The organism is Enterobacter sp. RHBSTW-00994 (genome assembly GCF_013782625.1).
GTDB lineage: Bacteria > Pseudomonadota > Gammaproteobacteria > Enterobacterales > Enterobacteriaceae > Enterobacter.
On sequence record NZ_CP056199.1, the window covers coordinates 3,145,444 to 3,164,772 of the forward strand.

General features: G+C 51.5%; 18 protein-coding genes. 7 read left to right on the forward strand and 11 right to left on the reverse strand.

Annotated elements, in window-relative coordinates:
* The first annotated feature begins 33 nt into the window (after nucleotides 1–33).
* Nucleotides 34–600 carry a DedA family protein gene (locus HV346_RS15135; RefSeq protein WP_181620119.1) on the forward strand — a complete coding sequence of 189 codons (567 nt, stop codon included), beginning with the start codon at nucleotides 34–36 and terminating at the stop codon, nucleotides 598–600.
* A gap of 22 nt (nucleotides 601–622) precedes the next feature.
* On the opposite strand, the gene mdtQ is transcribed toward HV346_RS15135, so the two are convergent.
* The 7 genes from mdtQ to HV346_RS15170 form a co-directional block, all read right to left on the reverse strand.
* Complete coding sequence (gene mdtQ, locus HV346_RS15140) at nucleotides 623–2,041, reverse strand: multidrug resistance outer membrane protein MdtQ (protein WP_181620120.1); 1,419 nt, start codon at nucleotides 2,039–2,041, stop codon at nucleotides 623–625.
* A 338-nt stretch (nucleotides 2,042–2,379) separates the two neighbouring features.
* Complete coding sequence (gene ascB / locus HV346_RS15145) at nucleotides 2,380–3,774, reverse strand: 6-phospho-beta-glucosidase (protein WP_181620121.1); 1,395 nt, start codon at nucleotides 3,772–3,774, stop codon at nucleotides 2,380–2,382.
* Nucleotides 3,775–3,786: 12 nt separating this feature from the next.
* Nucleotides 3,787–5,646 (reverse strand): PTS beta-glucoside transporter subunit IIABC, encoded by a 1,860-nt coding sequence (bglF, locus tag HV346_RS15150; protein WP_181620122.1) that lies wholly within the window; start codon nucleotides 5,644–5,646, stop codon nucleotides 3,787–3,789.
* Between the two features lie 136 nt (nucleotides 5,647–5,782).
* Nucleotides 5,783–6,616 carry a transcriptional antiterminator BglG gene (gene bglG, locus HV346_RS15155; protein ID WP_181620123.1) on the reverse strand — a complete coding sequence of 278 codons (834 nt, stop codon included), beginning with the start codon at nucleotides 6,614–6,616 and terminating at the stop codon, nucleotides 5,783–5,785.
* A 165-nt stretch (nucleotides 6,617–6,781) separates the two neighbouring features.
* Nucleotides 6,782–8,071, reverse strand: a complete 1,290-nt coding sequence (locus HV346_RS15160) for a carbohydrate porin (protein ID WP_249415151.1) — start codon at nucleotides 8,069–8,071, stop codon at nucleotides 6,782–6,784.
* A gap of 421 nt (nucleotides 8,072–8,492) precedes the next feature.
* Nucleotides 8,493–9,425 (reverse strand): tRNA dihydrouridine(16) synthase DusC, encoded by a 933-nt coding sequence (gene dusC, locus HV346_RS15165; protein WP_181620125.1) that lies wholly within the window; start codon nucleotides 9,423–9,425, stop codon nucleotides 8,493–8,495.
* Between the two features lie 41 nt (nucleotides 9,426–9,466).
* A complete protein-coding gene (locus HV346_RS15170) occupies nucleotides 9,467–10,264 on the reverse strand; it encodes a helix-turn-helix transcriptional regulator (protein WP_181620126.1) in 798 nt (265 codons plus the stop codon).
* A gap of 59 nt (nucleotides 10,265–10,323) precedes the next feature.
* On the opposite strand from HV346_RS15170, the gene HV346_RS15175 reads away from it, so the two are divergent.
* Nucleotides 10,324–11,043, forward strand: a complete 720-nt coding sequence (locus tag HV346_RS15175; protein ID WP_181620127.1) for a type 1 glutamine amidotransferase — start codon at nucleotides 10,324–10,326, stop codon at nucleotides 11,041–11,043.
* A 33-nt stretch (nucleotides 11,044–11,076) separates the two neighbouring features.
* Here the strand turns inward: HV346_RS15175 and map are convergent, their stop codons facing one another.
* Together map and HV346_RS15185 are read right to left on the reverse strand one after the other, a co-directional pair.
* A complete protein-coding gene (gene map / locus HV346_RS15180) occupies nucleotides 11,077–11,856 on the reverse strand; it encodes a type I methionyl aminopeptidase (protein WP_181620128.1) in 780 nt (259 codons plus the stop codon).
* The gene (locus HV346_RS15185; protein ID WP_181620129.1) at nucleotides 11,837–12,055 is read right to left on the reverse strand and encodes a ParD-like family protein; all 219 of its coding nucleotides are present in this window, start codon (nucleotides 12,053–12,055) and stop codon (nucleotides 11,837–11,839) included. Before HV346_RS15185 ends, map begins: the two co-directional genes overlap by 20 nt.
* A gap of 185 nt (nucleotides 12,056–12,240) precedes the next feature.
* On the opposite strand from HV346_RS15185, the gene HV346_RS15190 reads away from it, so the two are divergent.
* The 5 genes from HV346_RS15190 to HV346_RS15210 all read left to right on the forward strand — a co-directional run bounded on the left by HV346_RS15190 (nucleotide 12,241) and on the right by HV346_RS15210 (nucleotide 16,720).
* Nucleotides 12,241–12,639, forward strand: coding sequence for a CidA/LrgA family protein (locus HV346_RS15190; protein ID WP_181620130.1), 399 nt, complete (start codon nucleotides 12,241–12,243; stop codon nucleotides 12,637–12,639).
* Nucleotides 12,636–13,331, forward strand: a complete 696-nt coding sequence (locus HV346_RS15195; RefSeq protein WP_181620131.1) for a CidB/LrgB family autolysis modulator — start codon at nucleotides 12,636–12,638, stop codon at nucleotides 13,329–13,331. The genes HV346_RS15190 and HV346_RS15195 overlap by 4 nt, the downstream gene beginning before the upstream one ends.
* A gap of 128 nt (nucleotides 13,332–13,459) precedes the next feature.
* Entirely contained in the window at nucleotides 13,460–14,344 is an 885-nt protein-coding gene (gene cdd / locus HV346_RS15200) for a cytidine deaminase (protein ID WP_181620132.1), read from the forward strand.
* A 128-nt stretch (nucleotides 14,345–14,472) separates the two neighbouring features.
* Nucleotides 14,473–15,192, forward strand: coding sequence for an outer membrane permeability protein SanA (gene sanA / locus HV346_RS15205; RefSeq protein WP_181620133.1), 720 nt, complete (start codon nucleotides 14,473–14,475; stop codon nucleotides 15,190–15,192).
* Between the two features lie 121 nt (nucleotides 15,193–15,313).
* Complete coding sequence (locus HV346_RS15210; RefSeq protein ID WP_181620134.1) at nucleotides 15,314–16,720, forward strand: glutamine synthetase family protein; 1,407 nt, start codon at nucleotides 15,314–15,316, stop codon at nucleotides 16,718–16,720.
* Nucleotides 16,721–16,768: 48 nt separating this feature from the next.
* On the opposite strand, the gene mglC is transcribed toward HV346_RS15210, so the two are convergent.
* Both mglC and mglA read right to left on the reverse strand, forming a co-directional pair.
* On the reverse strand, nucleotides 16,769–17,779 hold the full coding sequence (gene mglC / locus HV346_RS15215) for a galactose/methyl galactoside ABC transporter permease MglC (RefSeq protein ID WP_181620135.1): 1,011 nt from the start codon (nucleotides 17,777–17,779) through the stop codon (nucleotides 16,769–16,771).
* A 15-nt stretch (nucleotides 17,780–17,794) separates the two neighbouring features.
* Nucleotides 17,795–19,315, reverse strand: a complete 1,521-nt coding sequence (mglA, locus tag HV346_RS15220; protein WP_181620136.1) for a galactose/methyl galactoside ABC transporter ATP-binding protein MglA — start codon at nucleotides 19,313–19,315, stop codon at nucleotides 17,795–17,797.
* Between the last annotated feature and the right edge of the window lie 14 nt (nucleotides 19,316–19,329).

Sequence of the window (19,329 nt, forward strand, 5' to 3'; positions counted from 1 at the left end):
TGCAGGTACGCACAGGGAGACTACGCTGAGTTTATGGATATCAATGGTCTGATTGAACAATATGGGTACGCCGCATTAGTGATAGGCAGCGTGGCAGAAGGCGAAACCATCACCCTGCTTGGCGGTGTGGCGGCACATCAGGGATTGCTTCGCTTCCCCCTGGTGGTTGCGGCCGTGGCGTTAGGTGGGATGATTGGTGACCAGTTGCTCTACTTTTTAGGTCTGCGCTTTGGGCCGACACTTCTGCGACGCTTCTCGAAGCATCGAAAGAAAGTTCGTCGCGCCCAGCAGTTGATCCAGCGCCATCCTTACCTGTTTGTGATCGGAACGCGCTTTATGTACGGCTTTAGGATTATCGGGCCATTACTCATTGGCGCGAGTCGTTTACCCCCTCATATTTTCCTGCCCTTAAATATTCTGGGTGCAATCGCCTGGGCGTTGATCTTCACAACACTTGGCTATGTTGGTGGCGAAGTGATTGGCCCATGGCTACACAATCTCGATCAGCATGTTAAGCACTGGGCCTGGTTGATTCTGGTGGTTGTCCTGGTGATTGTCGTCCGGTTGTGGCTAAAACACCGAGAACAGAAGCGGGAGTAAGCGCCCTCTCCCGGCAAAAAACTCACCCTGGGTGATACCCCCCTCCCAGGGCTGACGTGAGCTGAAGCGTGGCATCCACGTATTGTCCTTGCAACATCAGGCCGGCAATCTCTTCCTGCAACGCAGGAATTTTCGCTTCACTGACACGGGAGCCTGCAATCAACCCGGCGCTGAACCGCGCCTGCGCAAGGTTGACAACCCTGGCGGCATCCTGTTCTACGTGTCGCTGTTGCTGGTTTTTAGTGACCAGGGTTTCCACTTCACTTGCCGTACGCGTGACCTGGTTCACCGCCTCTACAACGGCTTTGTTGTAATCGGCAATTGTCAGGTTGCTTTGCGCCTGCGCAATATCGAGCGCGGCGTTCAGACGACCGCTATCAAAAATAGGTAGCGAGACCCCTGCCGTGACGCCCATTTGTTGCGCCGAATGGCGGAACAGATCGCTCAGATGTAAAGCATCTTGCTGTAAAAACGCCATCAGGTTGAAATCCGGATAGAATGCCGCTTTCGCGGCGTCAACGTTGCTCATCGAGGCTGCAATATACCAGTGCGCTTCCTGAAGATCGGGACGGCGCGCCAACAGTTCATAACGTAACGTGGACGGTAAAGAGGCTTCAACTCCCGGTAAATCATGGCGAGACAGCCTGACCGGTGAGGTGTTGGTCAACGCCTGTAACCGCGCTTCAATCCCCTTCATTGTGCCAGTCACTTCCGCAATACGTGCCTCGGTTTTACTGGCATTAATATCGGTCTCAATCCCTTCTACCGACGAGGTGATCCCGTGCTGATAAAGCTCGTTATCCGCTGCAATCAGGGTATTTTGCTCCTGCCTGATGGCCGTCAGCACAGTGCCAATCGCAGCCTGAGTCTGCCACTTCCAGTAAAGCCGGGCCACGCTGGTGGCAAGCAACTGGCGGGTTTGTTCCAGCTCCGCTTTTTGCGCATTGACCTTACCGATACGCGCCTCAACGCGTGCGCGATTTTTCCCCCACAGATCCAGATCCCAGCCCGCCGTCACGCCAAAGGTCCCGTTGGTGTACCAGGGGCCCGTCGTTCCCGCTGCGGGATCAGTGAGCGCAAATGGCCCCATCAGCCCCTCTGCCGACATTTTTTGCCGTTCCACATCTGCGGAGAAGTCGATCTGCGGCCCATCGGCAGCCATCGTGGCTTTAGCCTGAGCTTCTGCCAGCGTAATACGCTGACGAGCGATATGCATATCCGGCGCATCATCGAGCGCCTTTACAATCAGCCCCGTCAACTGAGGATCGTGGTAATCCTTCCACCACTCACTTTTCGGCCAGTCTTTATGGCTCAGTGAAGTACTAACCTCTGTGACAACGGACTGTATCTTTTCAGGCGATACGGAAGGATGTTCCGGCGCACAGGCTGCGAGAATTAAAACCAGTGGAGCACTCAGAGATAAAGTCAGAGAACGTTTCATTACGCCATTCACTCAAAAAATAAAGGCGCAAATTACGCTTAATACCTCTCTTTTTTTTAGTCATCGGTGGCAATCCACATATTGTCATATCTCTTTATATTCAGAAAAACATTCACCTTTAAAATTAATAAATTAAATACATTCACTTCAATTATGAATTCTATCCGCAAGGGGCTGCTACACTTAATGACGAGAGACAGACGCAGGAGAGGCGAATGAAAATATTATTGTGGATTATTTTAATTATTTTCCTGATTGGATTACTGGTGGTAACAGGTGTATTCAAGATGATTTTCTGATTAATTTGCCCGGTATTTCACCGGGCAAATTTGATTACGTTACGCTTTCAGAGACGCGCCGTTTGTGGCAATAACCTCTTTGTACCACCAGAAGCTTTTCTTGCGGCTACGGGCAAGCGTACCTTTACCGTTGTCATCCCTGTCGACATAAATAAAACCGTAACGTTTAGACAGCTCCGCTTTTGACGCACTGACCAGGTCGATTGGCCCCCAACTGGTATACCCCATAACCTCAACGCCATCGTCAATGGCTTCGCGCACCTGTACAAGGTGATCGTTAAGATAACTGATACGGTAGTCATCCTGCACCACGCCATTTGCGTCCAGTGTATCTTTTGCGCCCAGACCATTTTCAACGATAAACAGCGGTTTCTGGTAGCGATCCCACAGCACATTTAGCAGCGTGCGCAGGCCAACTGGATCGATTTGCCAGCCCCACTCAGAGCTCGCCAGATGCGGGTTCGGAACCATGCTCAGAATGTTACCGCGAGCCTGCTGGTTCAGCTCTTCATCCGTGGTGACACAGCCCGTCATGTAATAGCTGAACGAGATAAAATCGATGGTCGATTTTAGCGCCTCGCGGTCAGCGTCAGTGATCTCAAGCTGAATGCCGTTATCACGGAAGAAGCGCAGCATGTAGCCCGGATACGCACCGCGGCACTGCACATCACCGAAGAACTGCCATGCGCGGTTTTCCTGTAACGCCTCCAGCACATCATCTGGTTTACAGGTCAACGGATACACCAGACCACCCAGCAGCATATTGCCGATTTTGGCGTCCGGAATAATCTGATGACAGGCGTTAACCGCCAGAGCGCTGGCGACCAGTTGATGGTGAATCGCCTGGTAGACTTCCGCTTTGCTGCTGGTTTCTGGCAGACCAACCCCGGTCATTGGGGCATGCAGTGACATGTTGATCTCGTTGAAGGTCAGCCACAGTTTCACTTTTTCTTTGTAGCGCGCAAACACGGTGCGGGCATAGCGCTCAAAGAAACCAATCACCTGACGGTTGCCCCAGCCACCGTACTGTTTCACCAGCCCCCACGGCATTTCGTAGTGTGAGAGCGTCACCATCGGCATAATGTTATGTGCTGCCAGTTCGTCAAACAGCTTGTCGTAAAATGCCAGTCCCGCTTCGTTTGGCTGCTGTTCGTCGCCGTTAGGGAAAATACGCGTCCAGGCAATAGAAACACGCAGACAGCTAAAGCCCATCTCCGCAAACAACTGAATGTCTTCCGGATAACGATGGTAGAAATCAATCGCCACGTCTTTGATGCCGCTGTCCCCGGCGACACGCTCTACCACTTGTCCAAACACGCCTTGCGGCTGGACGTCAGAGGTGGACAAACCTTTACCATCATCCAGGTAAGCACCTTCTACCTGATTCGCGGCAACTGCACCGCCCCATAAAAATGTCTCCGGGAAAGTTTTCATCACGTTCTCCTGTTATTGATGGCTTACGCTGAGTAACGGCATTCCGGCGTTGACGGATGTGGCCGCCACCGTCGCTACGTCACGATACTCGTCGCTGTTACTGATAATAATGGGGGTCGCCAGATCGTATCCGGCATCGATAATGGCCTGTCTGTCGAACTCCAGCAGCAAATCACCTGGCTGCACTTTGTCACCCACTTTCACGTGTGCGGTAAAAGGCTTACCGTCGAGCTTCACCGTGTCGATCCCGACGTGAATCAGCACTTCAATACCGCTGTCGCTGAGCAGACCAATCGCATGTTTAGTCTGAAACAGTGAAGCGACTTCACCGGCAAACGGGGCAATCACTTTATTGTCGGAAGGAATAATAGCCGCGCCTTTACCCAGCAAACCGCTGGCGAACGTGGTGTCCGGCACATTTTCCAGTGCCAGTACCATTCCGGTCATCGGGGATAACACATCATCTTCACCTGGCGTAACCGGCACGATGGCATCAGACGTATTGCGCCCTGGCATACCCGCGACAAGCGTCATGGCACAGCTTAATACCAGCGCCACCAGCGTACCGATAATACCGCCCCACAGCGTGGCATCTACGCCACCCGGCGGGATCATCTGCGCAACGGTAAAGATATTGGCAAAACCGAAAGAGTAAACGTGGGTATCACTGAAGCCCACAATCGCACCGCCAATCGCCCCTGCCACACAGCCGAAGATAAAGGGACGGCGTAGCGGGAGGTTAACGCCATAGACGGCTGGTTCGGTAATACCGAAAATCCCTGCCGTTACGGAAGAACCCGCCAGCATTTTCTGACGCGCATCACGAGTGCGAAGGAAAATCCCCAGCGCTGCTCCCACCTGGCCAAATACGGCTGGCAGCAACATCGGCAGCATCGAATCATGGCCCAATACTGCCAGGTTGTTGATCATCAGTGGAACCAGGCCCCAGTGCAGACCGAAGATCACACACACCTGCCACAGTGCGCCCATTGCCGCCCCTGCCAGCCATGGAGCAAGAACATAAATCCATTGATAGCCGTTAGCCAGCAACTGGCTAAGCCAGGTGGCCAGCGGGCCAATTACCAGAAACGTTAATGGAACCGTAATGCCTAAACAGATCAGCGGGGCAAAGAAGTTTTTCATCGATGCTGGCAACCGCTTTGTGCTCTGTTTTTCCAGCCAGCAACTGACCCACGCGGCAAGAATGATTGGGATCACCGACGAACTGTAATTGAACCAGGTGACCGGAACTCCGAGAAATGCATCAGCAACGGCCCCCGGTTGCTGGCTGGCGTTAAACGCCCCAATCATCATCGGATGGGTCAGCGCCCCGCCAATGACCATCGTAATAAACGGATTACCACCAAACTTCTTCCCGGCGGTGTAGCCCAGCACCAGCGGGAAGAAGAAGAACAGCGCATCACTGGCCGCAAACCATATTTTGTAAGTCCCACTCTCGGTGGTGAGCCAGCCGCAGACCACCGCCAGCGCCAGCAGTCCTTTCAAAATACCGGAGGCTGCCAGGATGCCGATAAATGGCGTAAAAATGCCTGAAACAATATCGATTAACCGCCCAAGAAGATTACCTTTTTCGCCTTTATCTTCCACTTCTGGTGCATCATCCGTCAGCCCAGCTTCATTGCGCACAGCATTCCAGACATCGTGAACGTGATTGCCAATCACCACCTGAAACTGACCACCGCTTTCAACCACCATGATCACGCCAGGGTTCTTTTTCAGCCCCTCAGCATCCGCTTTTTGATTCTCTTTGAGTTTGAAGCGAAGCCGGGTCGCACAGTGTACAAGGCTGACAATGTTCTCTTTTCCGCCAACGTGGCCGAGAATATCCTTCGCTAAAGCCTGGTATTCCATCTCGATTTCCTTACATCCGATGTCCGCAGACACCTGTTGACTGAGTATAAAAATAAAAAAACCCGAGAACGTCCTCCTTTCAGAGGCCGCACTCAGGTTTTGCCTGCGTTATGCAGTAACAATCCAGTTTTGAGGCTTAACGCCCCTCTTTTCTCACCCGTTCGATATGAATGGCGAGGAACATGATTTCTTCGGTTGTCAGCTCACGCTGATAACTTTTCTGCAAATGCTGGGCTATCTTCTCGGCGCATTTCCACGCTTTCGCGTAGTTGTCTTTCACCGCCGTATGTAACGACACATCGTCATCCTCCACCACGGTGCGGGTTAACATCCGCTGGGCAAAAAACTTCAGATGGGTGACAAAGCGCTGATAGCTAAGCGACTCTTCATCGTATTCCAGCTGCAACTGATACTTCACCAGCTGCAGGATCTCCTGCATGACCCGGGTAACGTGCATCACTTCGGGCATCTCACTGTTCAGTTGCGCCGTGACCAGATGCAGTGCGATAAACCCGGCCTCATCCTCAGCCAGCTCGACGTTCAGGCGTTTGGCAATAATGGCCCGTGCCTCCTGCCCCAAATCGAACTCCTTCGGATACAGTCGTTTGATATCCCACAGCAGCACGTTTTTGATTGCGAGGCCTTTCTTTTGCCGCTCAATCGCAAAATAGCAGTGGTCCGTTAAGGTGATATACAAACTGTCCTGCAATTTCCCCAGCCGTTGTGCCGCCAGACCAATGATACGGTCACAGGTGGTCATCACTTCCAGCGGGATTTGGTTCAGCAACTCCCCCAGTCGACGCACCAGCTCATCACTTTGCAGTGCGAATACCTTTTCAACTTGCGCGGTATCCAGATCTTCACCGACGCGTTTCTGGAAGGCCAATCCTCGCCCCATTACGACCTGTTCGCGCCCGCGTTCATCCTGAACAACCACCACATTATTATTAAGAATTTTGGCGATTTTCATCGGAACCCCAGAAACAAAAAAACCTGACCTCCGGCAGAAGCCAGAAAATCAGGTTTTGCCTGCAGAAGCAGTAACAATCCAGTTCTGGCACTCTATCAGTTTCATTCGCAGCCTCAATCGGTCACGGGTAAAAACGTGACGCAGATCGAACTTGCCGCTGCGATATTAGAACGTCACGACGGTTTTTAGCTCTGTCACCCATGCATCCTGAGTTCTGGAAATACCGCCAGGGTGATGCCAGTACTGAATACCCGGCTGTAACTCAAGCCACGCCACAGGCCGGAAACGATAGTAAAACTCTCCGTTCAGTGAATGACCTGGAACTGGACGATATGCCGGGTCGTTGTAGTCAGAGATCCCACTCAGGCTATTCATATATCGCTGGTTGCGTGCGTACTGGTTGCTCATATCAATCCACGTCAGACCAAAGCCAATCCAGTCTTCCGGGCGGGCATCAAACAGCCCGCGATAACGCAACGAAGCGGCATAAACCTGATGCATGTAGTTTGTGCTCTGATCGGCAAGACTCATGCTCAGGGAGGTACTTAACCCACGGCTGGGATCGTCCTGATGCTGCGTCAACTGCTGGTTAAGCCCTGCATACATGAACCAGGTACGATTATGTTTCTCATAACCGTCTGGATCGCTTGCACCCGCACCGCCCGATTCGCCGCGATAGAGATCGGTTTGCGGCGCATTAGTGAACACCACGCCCAGGTTATAAGCTCCCGGCAAGCCGTTGATCAGAGGACGGGCCTCAATTTCCACCGGCAACAATACCCCTTTGCTGCCTTTCGTGGACCAGCTCCAGGCATGGTTACGGCTGGAGGCATCCGGATTCTGCTCCATCACACCGCCTTTTAAGGTGACGGTTGGTGTGATTTTGTACTCCAGCGTGGTTCCCCAGGTATGGACGTTCCAGTTGTTCCAGGTCAGGGAGTTGGCTGATTTTCCGCCGCATTGAGAGAGCATCTGGAAGTCACACGGAATGATTTGATCGAAGGTCTGAACTTTATTCATCATCCCGATACGCCAGGTCAAACGTCGGTCGTCAAAGCTCCGGGCAAACGTCAGCCAACCCAGACGAGTGATGGACTGCCCGCCCCAGCTTTCCTGCGTCAAATCGTTAAAGTTAACGCGCGGGTCCTGCACCCGTTTGGTGGTAAGATCGTCGTTATGGTTACGGTTGACGATATTCCCTTCAATTCGTGCATCCGCAATGCCCGTCCAGCGCTCCAGATCCTGGTTGAACGTCAGGGCAAACTGATCGATATAGGCCACATGCGAATCGTGGTTGTAACCTCCGCCACCATTCCAGCCAATTTCATTCAGATAACCCAGATTCCAGGTAAAACCGTTATCGTTAAGAATCTTACGAATACCAAGCATATCCCCCAGAATCGGATCGGGCGGAGCCTCAAAACCCAAAACTGTTCCGTTCCACTCTTGCGCCATCGACAGAGGAGAAAACGTCAATAAGGCAAGTGCGCACAGCTTATAGTGAATATTTTTATGTGCCATAATGAAAACCTGTGATTGAGTATTTAGTGCGTAACCGGTCGCAGGCAATTTATATATTGCCTGTCGTCTTTTCATTTATTTTTTGCGTAATAGCAGCCCTGCAGTTATCAATAACCACAACATGCATGCCGATATCGTTCAGAGCCAGGTGTTAAAGCAAATTTTTCTCCTGCGTAAATAACAGGCAAAAAAAAACCTAAGTGCTCCACAACGACAAATGCCGTGGAACGCTTAGGTTTTGCCTGTTAGCCAGTAACAATCCTGCGTTGAAAACAGTGGCACATTAACACCATCGCGCCACGTTGCAAACTGAGAATATTTTATATTTTAAAAAATGTGAGCGAATTAACGCTTATTATTTTGACTGTATCACTCGTGCAATATCTGCGGAGGTCTGTAAGGTACGGATCTCCTGAAATAACCCTAACGCTTCACTGTATTCTTTACGTAAATAACTCAGCCACTGCTTAATACGCGCCACATGATACAACCCTGTGTCACCCTGTTTTTCCAGACGGGTATATTTTTGCAAAAGCGTGACAACATCAGACCAGGCCATACGGGGCTCATTGTATTTCAGCACCCGGCTGAGATTCGGGACATTCAGCGCCCCACGACCGATCATCACGGAATCACAGCCCGTCTCTTTCATACAAGCCTGAGCACTCTCATAATCCCAGATTTCACCATTGGCGATAACCGGGATCGTCAGCCTGTGACGGATCTCGCCAATAGCCTGCCAGTTGATCCGCTCAGCTTTATAGCCGTCTTCTTTCGTCCGCCCGTGCACCACCAGTTCGGTTGCTCCGGCCTGCTGTACTGCATCGGCAATTTCAAACTGCCGGGCATCGCTATCCCAGCCCAGGCGCACTTTCACCGTCACCGGCAGATGGGAAGGAACGGCTTCACGCATCGCTTTCGCACCGCGATAAATCAGCTCCGGATCTTTCAGCAAAGTCGCTCCACCGCCGCTACCGTTTACCATTTTTGATGGGCAACCGCAGTTGAGATCAACACCGTAAGAACCCAGTTCCACAGCGCGCGCGGCGTTCTCCGCCAGCCATTCAGGATACTGACCCAGGAGCTGAATACGCACTAACGTGCCGGAAGTAGTGCGGCTCTGACGATGTAGCTCCGGGCAAAGCCTGTAGAATGATTTTACCGGCAGCAGCATATCAACCACGCGCAAAAACTCCGTGACGCAGAGATCGTAGTCGTTTACCTCGGTCAGCAGCTCGCGCACCAGTGAGTCGAGCACGCCTTCCATTGGGGCCAGTAAAACACGCATATCAGTACCTGTGAAAAAAGACGCGCTATGGTATCTGCTCTCTATACCGCTGGGAAGCCCTTCTGCTCAGGAAGAAATTCTCCCGGCGTGGCATTCAGGATAGAGCGAAACGCTGCGGCGAATGATGACTGGCCTGAAAAGCCCAGCATCCAGGCCACCTGCTTGACAGGTATCCCGTTAGCGAGCAGATCCAGAGAGGCGCAAATCCGCGCTCGTTGCCGCCAGGCGCGGAAACTAAACCCCGTGTCTTTGATAAACAGACGCGAGAATGTGCGCTCAGACATCGCCGCTCGCTCCGCCAGTATTTCCATAGGCATATCCCAGAGATTATTCGCAATGATCTCCCGCGCGGTACGCTGCAATCTCTCATCGACAGGCATAGGGAGTTCGGCCGAAATATGTTGCGTTTCACTCAGGATTTCCAGCAGCAGAACCGCCATCGTACGCTGGCTAGCCTGGCTGTAACCAGCGCTGAACAACCCGCCGATCAGCTCTTTAAACAGCGGCGTGGCCATGATCACATGGACCTCCTCTTTTCGCGTAAAAGGCTCGCAGAGGGCGATCAGAGACGGGCTAAACCAGATTGCGCGTAACGCTGTCTCAGACAGCACGCTGTAGGTATGCTCCTGAAAAGGGGGGATCCAGAGCGCGCGCTGAGGCGGGATCACCCAGCGCTGCCTGTCGGTTTCCACCAGCATGACCCCTTTTGTCGCAAACAGAAGCTGTCCCTGCGCGTGATGATGGGGAGGATCGACTTCACCGCGTGCGTAGTTAATTGCCCCTCTGGACCAGCCGATCGCGTCATCGTGAATTGGCGTTCTGTCTATAATGGTTGGCATTTCACCGTCTCCCCTTACCGTTAAGATGATGCTTGTACACGTTTCCAGAGAGAGCCGCAATGCACATCCATTTTATTATCCATGAACATTTCGAAGCGCCCGGAGCGTATGCCCGCTGGGCCCGCGAGCGCGGTTATACCGTAACTGACTCACGCGTCTATGCAGGCGATCCCCTGCCGGAAAACCTGAGCACTATCGATTTTCTTATCATCATGGGCGGCCCGCAGTCACCCACCACTACGCGTCAGGAATGCGCCTGGTTCGATGCGCAGGCGGAAATAGCGGCCATTAACCGCGCCATTGACGCTCAAAAAGTGGTCATTGGCGTCTGCCTCGGCTCGCAGCTTATCGGTGAAGCCCTCGGCGCGCCGTTTAGTCACAGCCCGGAAAAAGAGATCGGCCTGTTCCCCATTACGCTGACAGCGGCAGGCAGAGCCAACCCGCTATTTTCAGACTTCAGCAACGTTCTTGACGTTGGCCACTGGCATAACGACATGCCTGGGTTAACCCCGCAGGCTGAGGTTCTGGCCTGCAGCGAAGGCTGCCCACGCCAGATAGTGCAGTACAGTGAATGGGTGTACGGATTCCAGTGCCACATGGAACTGACATCAGAAGTCGTTGAGCTGTTGATCGCGCACTCAGAGAGCGACTTACAGCGGGCAGGCGAATTCCGTTTTGTGGAAACGCCGGAGCAATTGCGCGCTCATCGTTACCAGGAGATGAACCAGACGTTATTTACCTTCCTGGATAAACTTGCCGCCCGTTATATTGCCCAGTAAAAGAGGGACAGCGATACCCCCTTTCTGGTTTGCTTAGTCCGGAATAGTCTCTTCCGGGCGCAACGTCAGCACCTCAAAACCATCCGCCGTCACCGCAATGGTATGTTCCCATTGCGCTGACAGTTTTTTGTCACGGGTAACCACGGTCCAGCCATCTTTTTTAGTTTTGATCCTGCTGTCGCCCTGGTTGATCATCGGTTCGATGGTAAACACCATCCCCTCCTGCAAAACAACGCCCTCACCCGGTTTTCCGTAGTGCAATACCTGTGGCTCTTCATGCATCTCTTTGCCGACACCGTGTCCGCAATATTCACGCACCACACTATAGCCGTGACTTTCTACATATGACTGAATGGCATAGCCAATGTCCCCAAGCGTCGCGCCAGGTTTCACAACCTTGATACCTTTCCACAGGGCTTCGTAGGTTTTTTTCACTAACCGACGCGCCAGTGGAGACACTTCACCAATCAGGTACATTTTGCTGGAATCTGCAATCATGCCGCCATTCTCAAGCGTGATATCGACATTCACGATCGAACCAACTTTGAGATGTTCTGACTCTTTTGGAATGCCATGGCACACAACCTCATTTACCGAGGTATTCAGAACATACGGGAAATCATATTGCCCTTTGCTGGCCGGGCGGGAGTGCAGCTCATTGACAATAAAATCTTCTACGCGATTGTTGATCGCCATCGTCGTTACGCCCGGCACAATAAAGTCATCTAACAGGGTAAAAACAGAGGCCAGCAGTTCACCGGCATGACGCTGGCTGGCAAGCTCGTCTGCGGTTTTAATGATTATTGACGGCATTGATCACCTCCAGCAGTCGGTCGGATCCTGATTTCAACATCATCATCTTGATCTGTTGATAGTTCAGGTCAGGATAGAGTTCGCTCATCATTCCCAGACGGATCCAGTATTCGGCCTGCGCATTGACCGAGCGAGACATCGCCTTGCTGGCATCACGAATATCGTCATGGAGCAGGTCTGAAATTTTTACGATTCCCATTTATACACACCGTTACGTTTTATATATGGAATGTATATTCTCATGTCGCGGGAGCGCTGTCCATTTGGGGAAATGCCCGACGTTCCATTCTGGAATGTCTGGTATGCTCAAAATTCATGTTGTGATCCGTGGCACATTTCTGGGTTTAATTGTATGATGAATGCGTTTCATCAAGGACTTTCACCATGAGTAAATCATTGAATACTATCTGGCAATATCTGCGCGCATTCGTCCTGATTTATGCCTGTCTGTACGCCGGGATCTTCATCGCTTCGCTGCTGCCCATCACCATCCCGGGTAGCATTATCGGGATGTTGATTCTGTTTGTTCTGCTGGCACTGCAAATTCTGCCGGCAAAATGGGTCAACCCTGGTTGCTTCGTGCTCATTCGCTATATGGCGCTACTGTTCGTCCCCATCGGCGTTGGAGTGATGCAATATTATGATTTGCTCAAAGCGCAGTTCGGACCCATTGTGGTCTCCTGTACCGTGAGTACGCTGGTCGTCCTCCTGGTGGTGAGCTGGAGTTCGCATCTGGTGCATGGCGAACGTAAAGTGGTCGGGCAGAAAGGGGCAAAACAATGATGGCTAATATCTGGTGGTCGCTACCGTTAACTCTGGTGGTATTCTTCGCCGCGCGTAAACTTGCCGCACGCTTTAAAATGCCATTACTGAATCCCCTGCTGGTGGCAATGGTAGTGATTATTCCTTTTTTGCTGCTCACCGGGATCCCTTATGAACGCTACTTTGCTGGCAGTAAAATTTTAAACGACCTGCTGCAACCCGCCGTCGTTGCGCTCGCTTTTCCTTTATATGAGCAGCTACACCAGATCCGCGCCCGCTGGAAATCAATCATTACCATCTGCTTCTTCGGCAGCCTGGTCGCGATGATCACCGGGACATCGGTAGCTTTGCTGATGGGGGCCTCGCCACAGATTGCCGCCTCAATCTTACCGAAATCCGTAACGACCCCTATCGCCATGGCAGTTGGCGGCAGCATCGGCGGCATTCCGGCTATTAGCGCCGTGTGCGTAATATTCGTCGGTATTCTTGGCGCTGTTTTCGGACATACATTATTGAATGCGATGCGGATTCACACCAAAGCTGCCCGTGGTCTGGCGATGGGAACCGCATCACATGCCCTGGGCACTGCACGATGCGCTGAGATGGATTACCAGGAAGGCGCATTTAGCTCCCTGGCTCTGGTCATTTGTGGGATCATGACCTCACTGATTGCCCCATTCCTGTTCCCGGTTATTCTGGCGGTTGTGGGCTAAAATTTGCGATGCGTCGCGCAAATTTCATTTTGTTTTCATAAGTTGCATACATAATGAGAAGTGGATCACATATAAAGCCCCACCGGCTCCGTACACTACCGATCCATTAACCTTTATGAGGCAACGCCATGCACCCACGTTTTCAAGCTGCTTTCGCCCAGCTGGCAGAGAATTTGCAATCAGCCCTGGCCCCGGTTCTGGCGGATGAGCATTTCCCCGCCCTGCTAACGGCTGAGCAGGTCACGACGCTTAAACAAGCAACGGGACTGGACGAAGACGCGCTGGCTTTTGCACTGCTGCCGCTGGCTGCTGCCTGCGCACGCGCCGATCTCTCCCACTTCAACGTTGGCGCTATTGCGCGTGGTGTGAGTGGGACGTGGTACTTCGGTGGGAACATGGAGTTCCTTGGTGCAACCATGCAACAGACCGTTCATGCAGAGCAGAGCGCTATCAGCCACGCCTGGCTTCGCGGCGAAAAAGCCCTGAGCGCCATCACCGTAAACTACACCCCTTGTGGTCACTGCCGTCAGTTTATGAACGAGCTGAACAGTGGTCTGCAGTTGCGGATTAATCTGCCAGGCCGTGCGCCGCATACGCTGGGCGATTACCTGCCCGACGCCTTTGGTCCGAAAGATCTCGACATTAAAACACTGCTGATGGACGAGCAGGATCATGGCTACGCCCTCTCCGGTGATGCGCTGAGCAAAGCGGCTATTACAGCCGCCAATAAAAGCCATACCCCGTACAGCAAATCACCGAGCGGCGTTGCGCTGCAGTGCCGTGATGGTCGAATCTTCAGTGGCAGTTACGCGGAAAATGCCGCGTTTAACCCAACGTTACCCCCACTTCAGGGCGCGCTGAACCTGCTGAGCCTGAACGGTTACGACTACCCTGATATTCAGCGTGCCATTCTGGCCGAAAAAGCGGACGCACCACTGATTCAGTGGGATGCCACCGCCGCTACGCTGAAAGCGCTGGGCTGCTCAACAACCGACCGCATCCTGCTTGCATAATCCTCCTGTGCGGGCAGCAATGCCCGCGCATCTGGCGAAAATCCCCCCAATTAAACCGCTGTTTCTTGCGCTAACCAGGCGGGTAAAGTAGCCTGAGTGAAATTTCAGCCACGGAAAGAGTCATTTTCATGTTAAAGCGTGTGTTTTACAGCCTGTCTGTCCTGGTCGGCATACTGCTGTTGACTGCGCTTGGCCTTGACCGCTGGATGAGCTGGAAAACCGCCCCTTATATCTTCGATGATCTGCAAGATTTACCGTATCGCCAGGTGGGCGTCGTCCTCGGCACAGCCAAATACTACCGCACTGGCGTTATCAATCAGTATTACCGCTACCGAATTCAGGGTGCACTCAATGCGTACAACAGTGGCAAAGTGAATTACCTGCTGTTGAGCGGCGATAACGCACTGCAAAGCTATAACGAACCGGTGACGATGCGTAAAGATCTGATTGCGGGGGGCGTTGACCCGGCGGACATCGTGCTCGATTACGCGGGCTTCCGTACGCTGGATTCCATCGTACGTACCCGTAAAGTGTTTGATACCAACGACTTCATCATCATTACCCAGCGCTTTCATTGCGAACGTGCATTGTTTATTGCGTTGCATATGGGTATTCAGGCGCAGTGTTACGCCGTACCGTCACCAAAAGATATGCTCAGCGTTCGTGTGCGGGAATTTGGTGCGCGCTTTGGCGCACTGGCCGACCTCTATCTTTTTAAACGCGAGCCGCGCTTTTTAGGGCCACTGGTCCCTATCCCGGCGATGCACGAAGTCCCTGAAGATGCACAAGGTTATCCGGCTGTAACACCAGAGCAACTGCTGGATGTGCAAAAGAAAATGAAAAAATAATCCCGCATTTAGACTTTCTTTACGCTTGCGGGTTCTCTTTTTACCTCCTCTTTATCCCCCCCCTTTTAAGCTGAGTTCATCGCCATAACGGCCTCATTGAAAAAAGAATATGAACTCCATTATGAATGCTTTTTTCCTGAAAAATATCCGCCCATACTTTAACTTTCCGGGGCCATCTGTGCCCACTGCGCTAAATTCAGGCCTCTACCTTGATGAAAAAATCGACGTATTAACTCCCCCTCTTCAATCAGATGTAAAGGACTATCTCAGTCGCTATCCGCAGACGAAACATGTGGACGTTTATCTCAACGATATCAATGGCACAATGCGCGGGAAACGCCTGGCCGTTGAAAACCTGCTCACTCTTGAAAAGGGTTGCTACTTTCCGCTCTCCGTCTATTCCATGGATCAAAAAGGGAAAATTGCCCCACAGTCGGCCTGTCTCACGCTTCAGGATGAACCCGACAGACTCTGTTTACCCGTTGCGGGTACGCTTCACCCCTCACCTCTTGACCCTCACCATACCGCGCAAATCATGTTGACCATGCAAGAGAACGAAAATCAGCCCTGTCAGCTTGAGCCACGGGTTATTTTGCAGAATGTACTGGCTCGCTTTCATCAACATGGACTGTATCCGGTTGTCGCCCCTGAAATCGAATTCTACCTGACCAGTCAACATCCTGAAGATGAACGTGGTCAGGGTTGTTTTCATATGGACGCCTCGACAAGCCATGCGGCACTTTTCGACGAACTGGAGCAACTTGCTCAAATACAACGTATTCCGCTCACCGGGATTGTAGCCGAAGCCGAACCGTGCCAGTTTGAACTCAACCTGAAACACAGCCACCGTGTCGTTGAGATTTGCGATAACATACTCGCCCTGCGCCGCCTGACCCGCTTCGTCGCGGAGAAACAGGGTCTCCAGGCAACCTTTATGGCAAAACCTTACAGCCATCAATCCGGCAGCGGCCTGCATTTCCATTTCAGCCTGAACGATCTTCACAGGGAGAACGTCTTTGCCTCGCCAGCGGATGACCTGAACAGCATGGTGCGTCTGTGTCTTGCTGGTCAGTTGGCGCTCATGCCTGCTTCTGTCGCCATTCTTGCCCCCGGTGTTAACGCCTTTCGCCGTCTGCGCAAAAATCTGAATGAGCCGCTATTCAACTCCTGGGGATACAACAACCGCTCAGCGGCACTCCGTATCCCATGTTCTGATGAAGGTAACCGACGCATTGAATATCGCCTCGCGGGTGCGGATGCAAATCCTTATCTGGTGGTAGCGACGGCGCTTACCGGCATGCTGTATGGACTGGAGAACGTTGACGAGCGCGACTTATCTGAACCTCAACAGGCCGAACCCGTTCTGCCTTTGTTTCAGCATCAGGCCATTGAGCAGTTTGCGCAGAGTGAGTATCTCACTGCGAGCCTGGGAGAGGCATTCTCGCAGCAATGGATTGCCTGTAAGTTATCTGAGCTGGCGTGGTTTGAAAGCATTGTCACCGAGCAGGAATCTGCTCTGGTACGTTAAAAATAAAACAGCCCGCTCAATGAGCGGGCCTGATAAGGCAAGCAGAGATTATTTCTTGCGCGCGTATTTCAGAGAATCCAGCGCTACGGCGAAGATGATGATCGCCCCTTTAATGATGTACTGCCAGTAAGGGTTCACACCGATGTAGGTCAGACCGTAGTTGATAACGGTAAAGATGATGACACCTGTTACCACACCGATAACCGTTCCTACGCCACCGCTAAAGGAAACCCCGCCGACCACACACGCTGCAATCGCATCCAGTTCGTACATGAACCCAAGGTTGTTGGTTGCAGAGCCTATACGGCCCGCCTCCAGCATCCCACCGAATGCGTAAAACACGCCAGACAAGGCATAAATCATCAACAGGTTCAGCGCAACGTTAACACCAGAGACTTTCGCCGCTTCCGGGTTGCCACCGATAGCAAAGATGTTTTTACCGAAGCGGGTTTTGTTCCACAGGATCCAGACAAAGCCTACCGCAATCAACGCGTAGAAGGTGATGTAAGACAAGCGGAAGCTGCCCAGCGCGACAAAGCCCTGCGTAAAGGTCGAGAAGCCACTGTCGAAACCTGAAATCGGAGATGCACCCACGAAGTCATAGTAAAGGGAGTTGATACCGTAAACGATAATCATCGTGCCCAGTGTGGTAATAAACGGCGTAACATTCAGGTAAGCGATGATAATACCGTTAATAAGACCAATTACTGCGCCAACAGCACACACGATCAAGACCACCAGGATAATCGGCATGGTAGCCATTTCTGGGAAGACCTTGTTGGCGTTTTCCATCGACTGTAGCAGGGTTGCCGCCACAACAGCCGCCAATCCCACCTGACGTCCTGCTGACAGGTCAGTACCCTGTGTGACGATAAGTCCCGCAACACCTAATGCGATGATAATACGCACGGAGGACTGCGTCAGAATGTTACTTAAGTTCAGTAAACTTAAGAACGTGGGGTCCTGGATAATAATAATGGCCAGCAACACTAAAAGAACAACGTAAATACCGCCGTCTTTCAGATAAGTGAGAAAACTTTTTTTATTTAACGCACTCATAAGGAGCCCCTGATCTTAAAGGTGCAAAGACGCAAGACGCAAAATTTCATTTTGCGTTGTCGTTTTGGTGTCAACAATACCGGCAACGAGACCATTGCTCATAACCAGAATACGGTCTGTGATCCCTAACAATTCCGGCATTTCGGAAGAAATAATAATAATCCCTTTATTCTTTTTAGCCAGTTCAGCGATCAACTGATAAATTTCAAATTTTGCACCAACATCGATACCACGGGTAGGCTCGTCCAGCATGAGAATTTCTGGCTGGGTTAATAACCAACGACCGATAATAACTTTCTGCTGGTTACCACCAGAAAGTGAACCGATTTGAGTACGGTGACCCGGTGTTTTAACCCGCATCGAGTCAATAACCCACTGGGTATCACTCTTCATACGCGAATTATCCAACAGGCCAATTTTACTTTTGTAGTTGCGAATATTAGAAATTAACGAGTTAAAGTTAATATCCAGATAAGCATAAATACCCGTTGAGCGACGCTCTTCGGTCACCAGCGCAAAACCATGATTAATGGCCTCGTTGGCATTATGGTTGTTAATCTGTTTACCGTGCAGCGTGATCGTCCCACCGGATTTCTCACGGATACCAAACAATGTTTCCACGATATCCGTACGTTTTGCCCCAACCAGTCCGGCGATCCCCAGAATTTCGCCTTTATGCAGGTCGAAAGAGATATCGCGAATCGAGGGCTGGCGCAGGGATGTCAGGTTGCGCACCTCAAGGATCACTTCACCGGGTTTGTTTTCTCTGTCCGGGAAACGCTGGTTCAGTGAACGGCCAACCATCATGGCGATGATCTTATCCATATCCAGCCCTTCCAGAGGCTGAGTGGCAATCCACTGACCGTCACGCAAAATCGTGATTTCATCACACAACTGGAAGATCTCTTCCATTTTATGCGAGATATAAACAATACCGCAGCCGCGATCTTTCAATTTACGGATAATAGTGAAAAGGTGGTTAACCTCTTTTTCCGTCAATGATGATGTCGGCTCATCCATGATGACGATTTTGGCATCATAGGAGAAGGCTTTCGCAATTTCGATCATCTGCATTTGGGAAACAGATAATGTTCCTACGCGTGCACGCGGATCAATATCAATATCCAGCTCATCGAAAATGGCTTTGGTGTCGCGATACATTTTATCCTGATCGACAAATACACCTTTGGTTGGATATCGCCCCAACCACATATTGTCCATTACCGAACGTTGCAGTACCAGGTTCAATTCCTGATGAACCATTGAGATACCATTTTCCAGTGCTTCTTTAGCTGAATGGAAATCGATCTCTTTCCCCTGAAAAAGAATACTGCCAGAATCTTTTTGATAGATCCCAAAAAGACATTTTAATAATGTTGATTTACCTGCGCCGTTCTCACCCATTAATGCATGAATGGAATGCGGGCGGACGTTTAAATTCACATTATCGAGTGCCTTAACGCCGGGAAAAGACTTGTTGACACCACTCATTTCTAACAAGAATTCACCGGACGACTGAGTATTTGTGCTGACCATAATTATACCTTGTT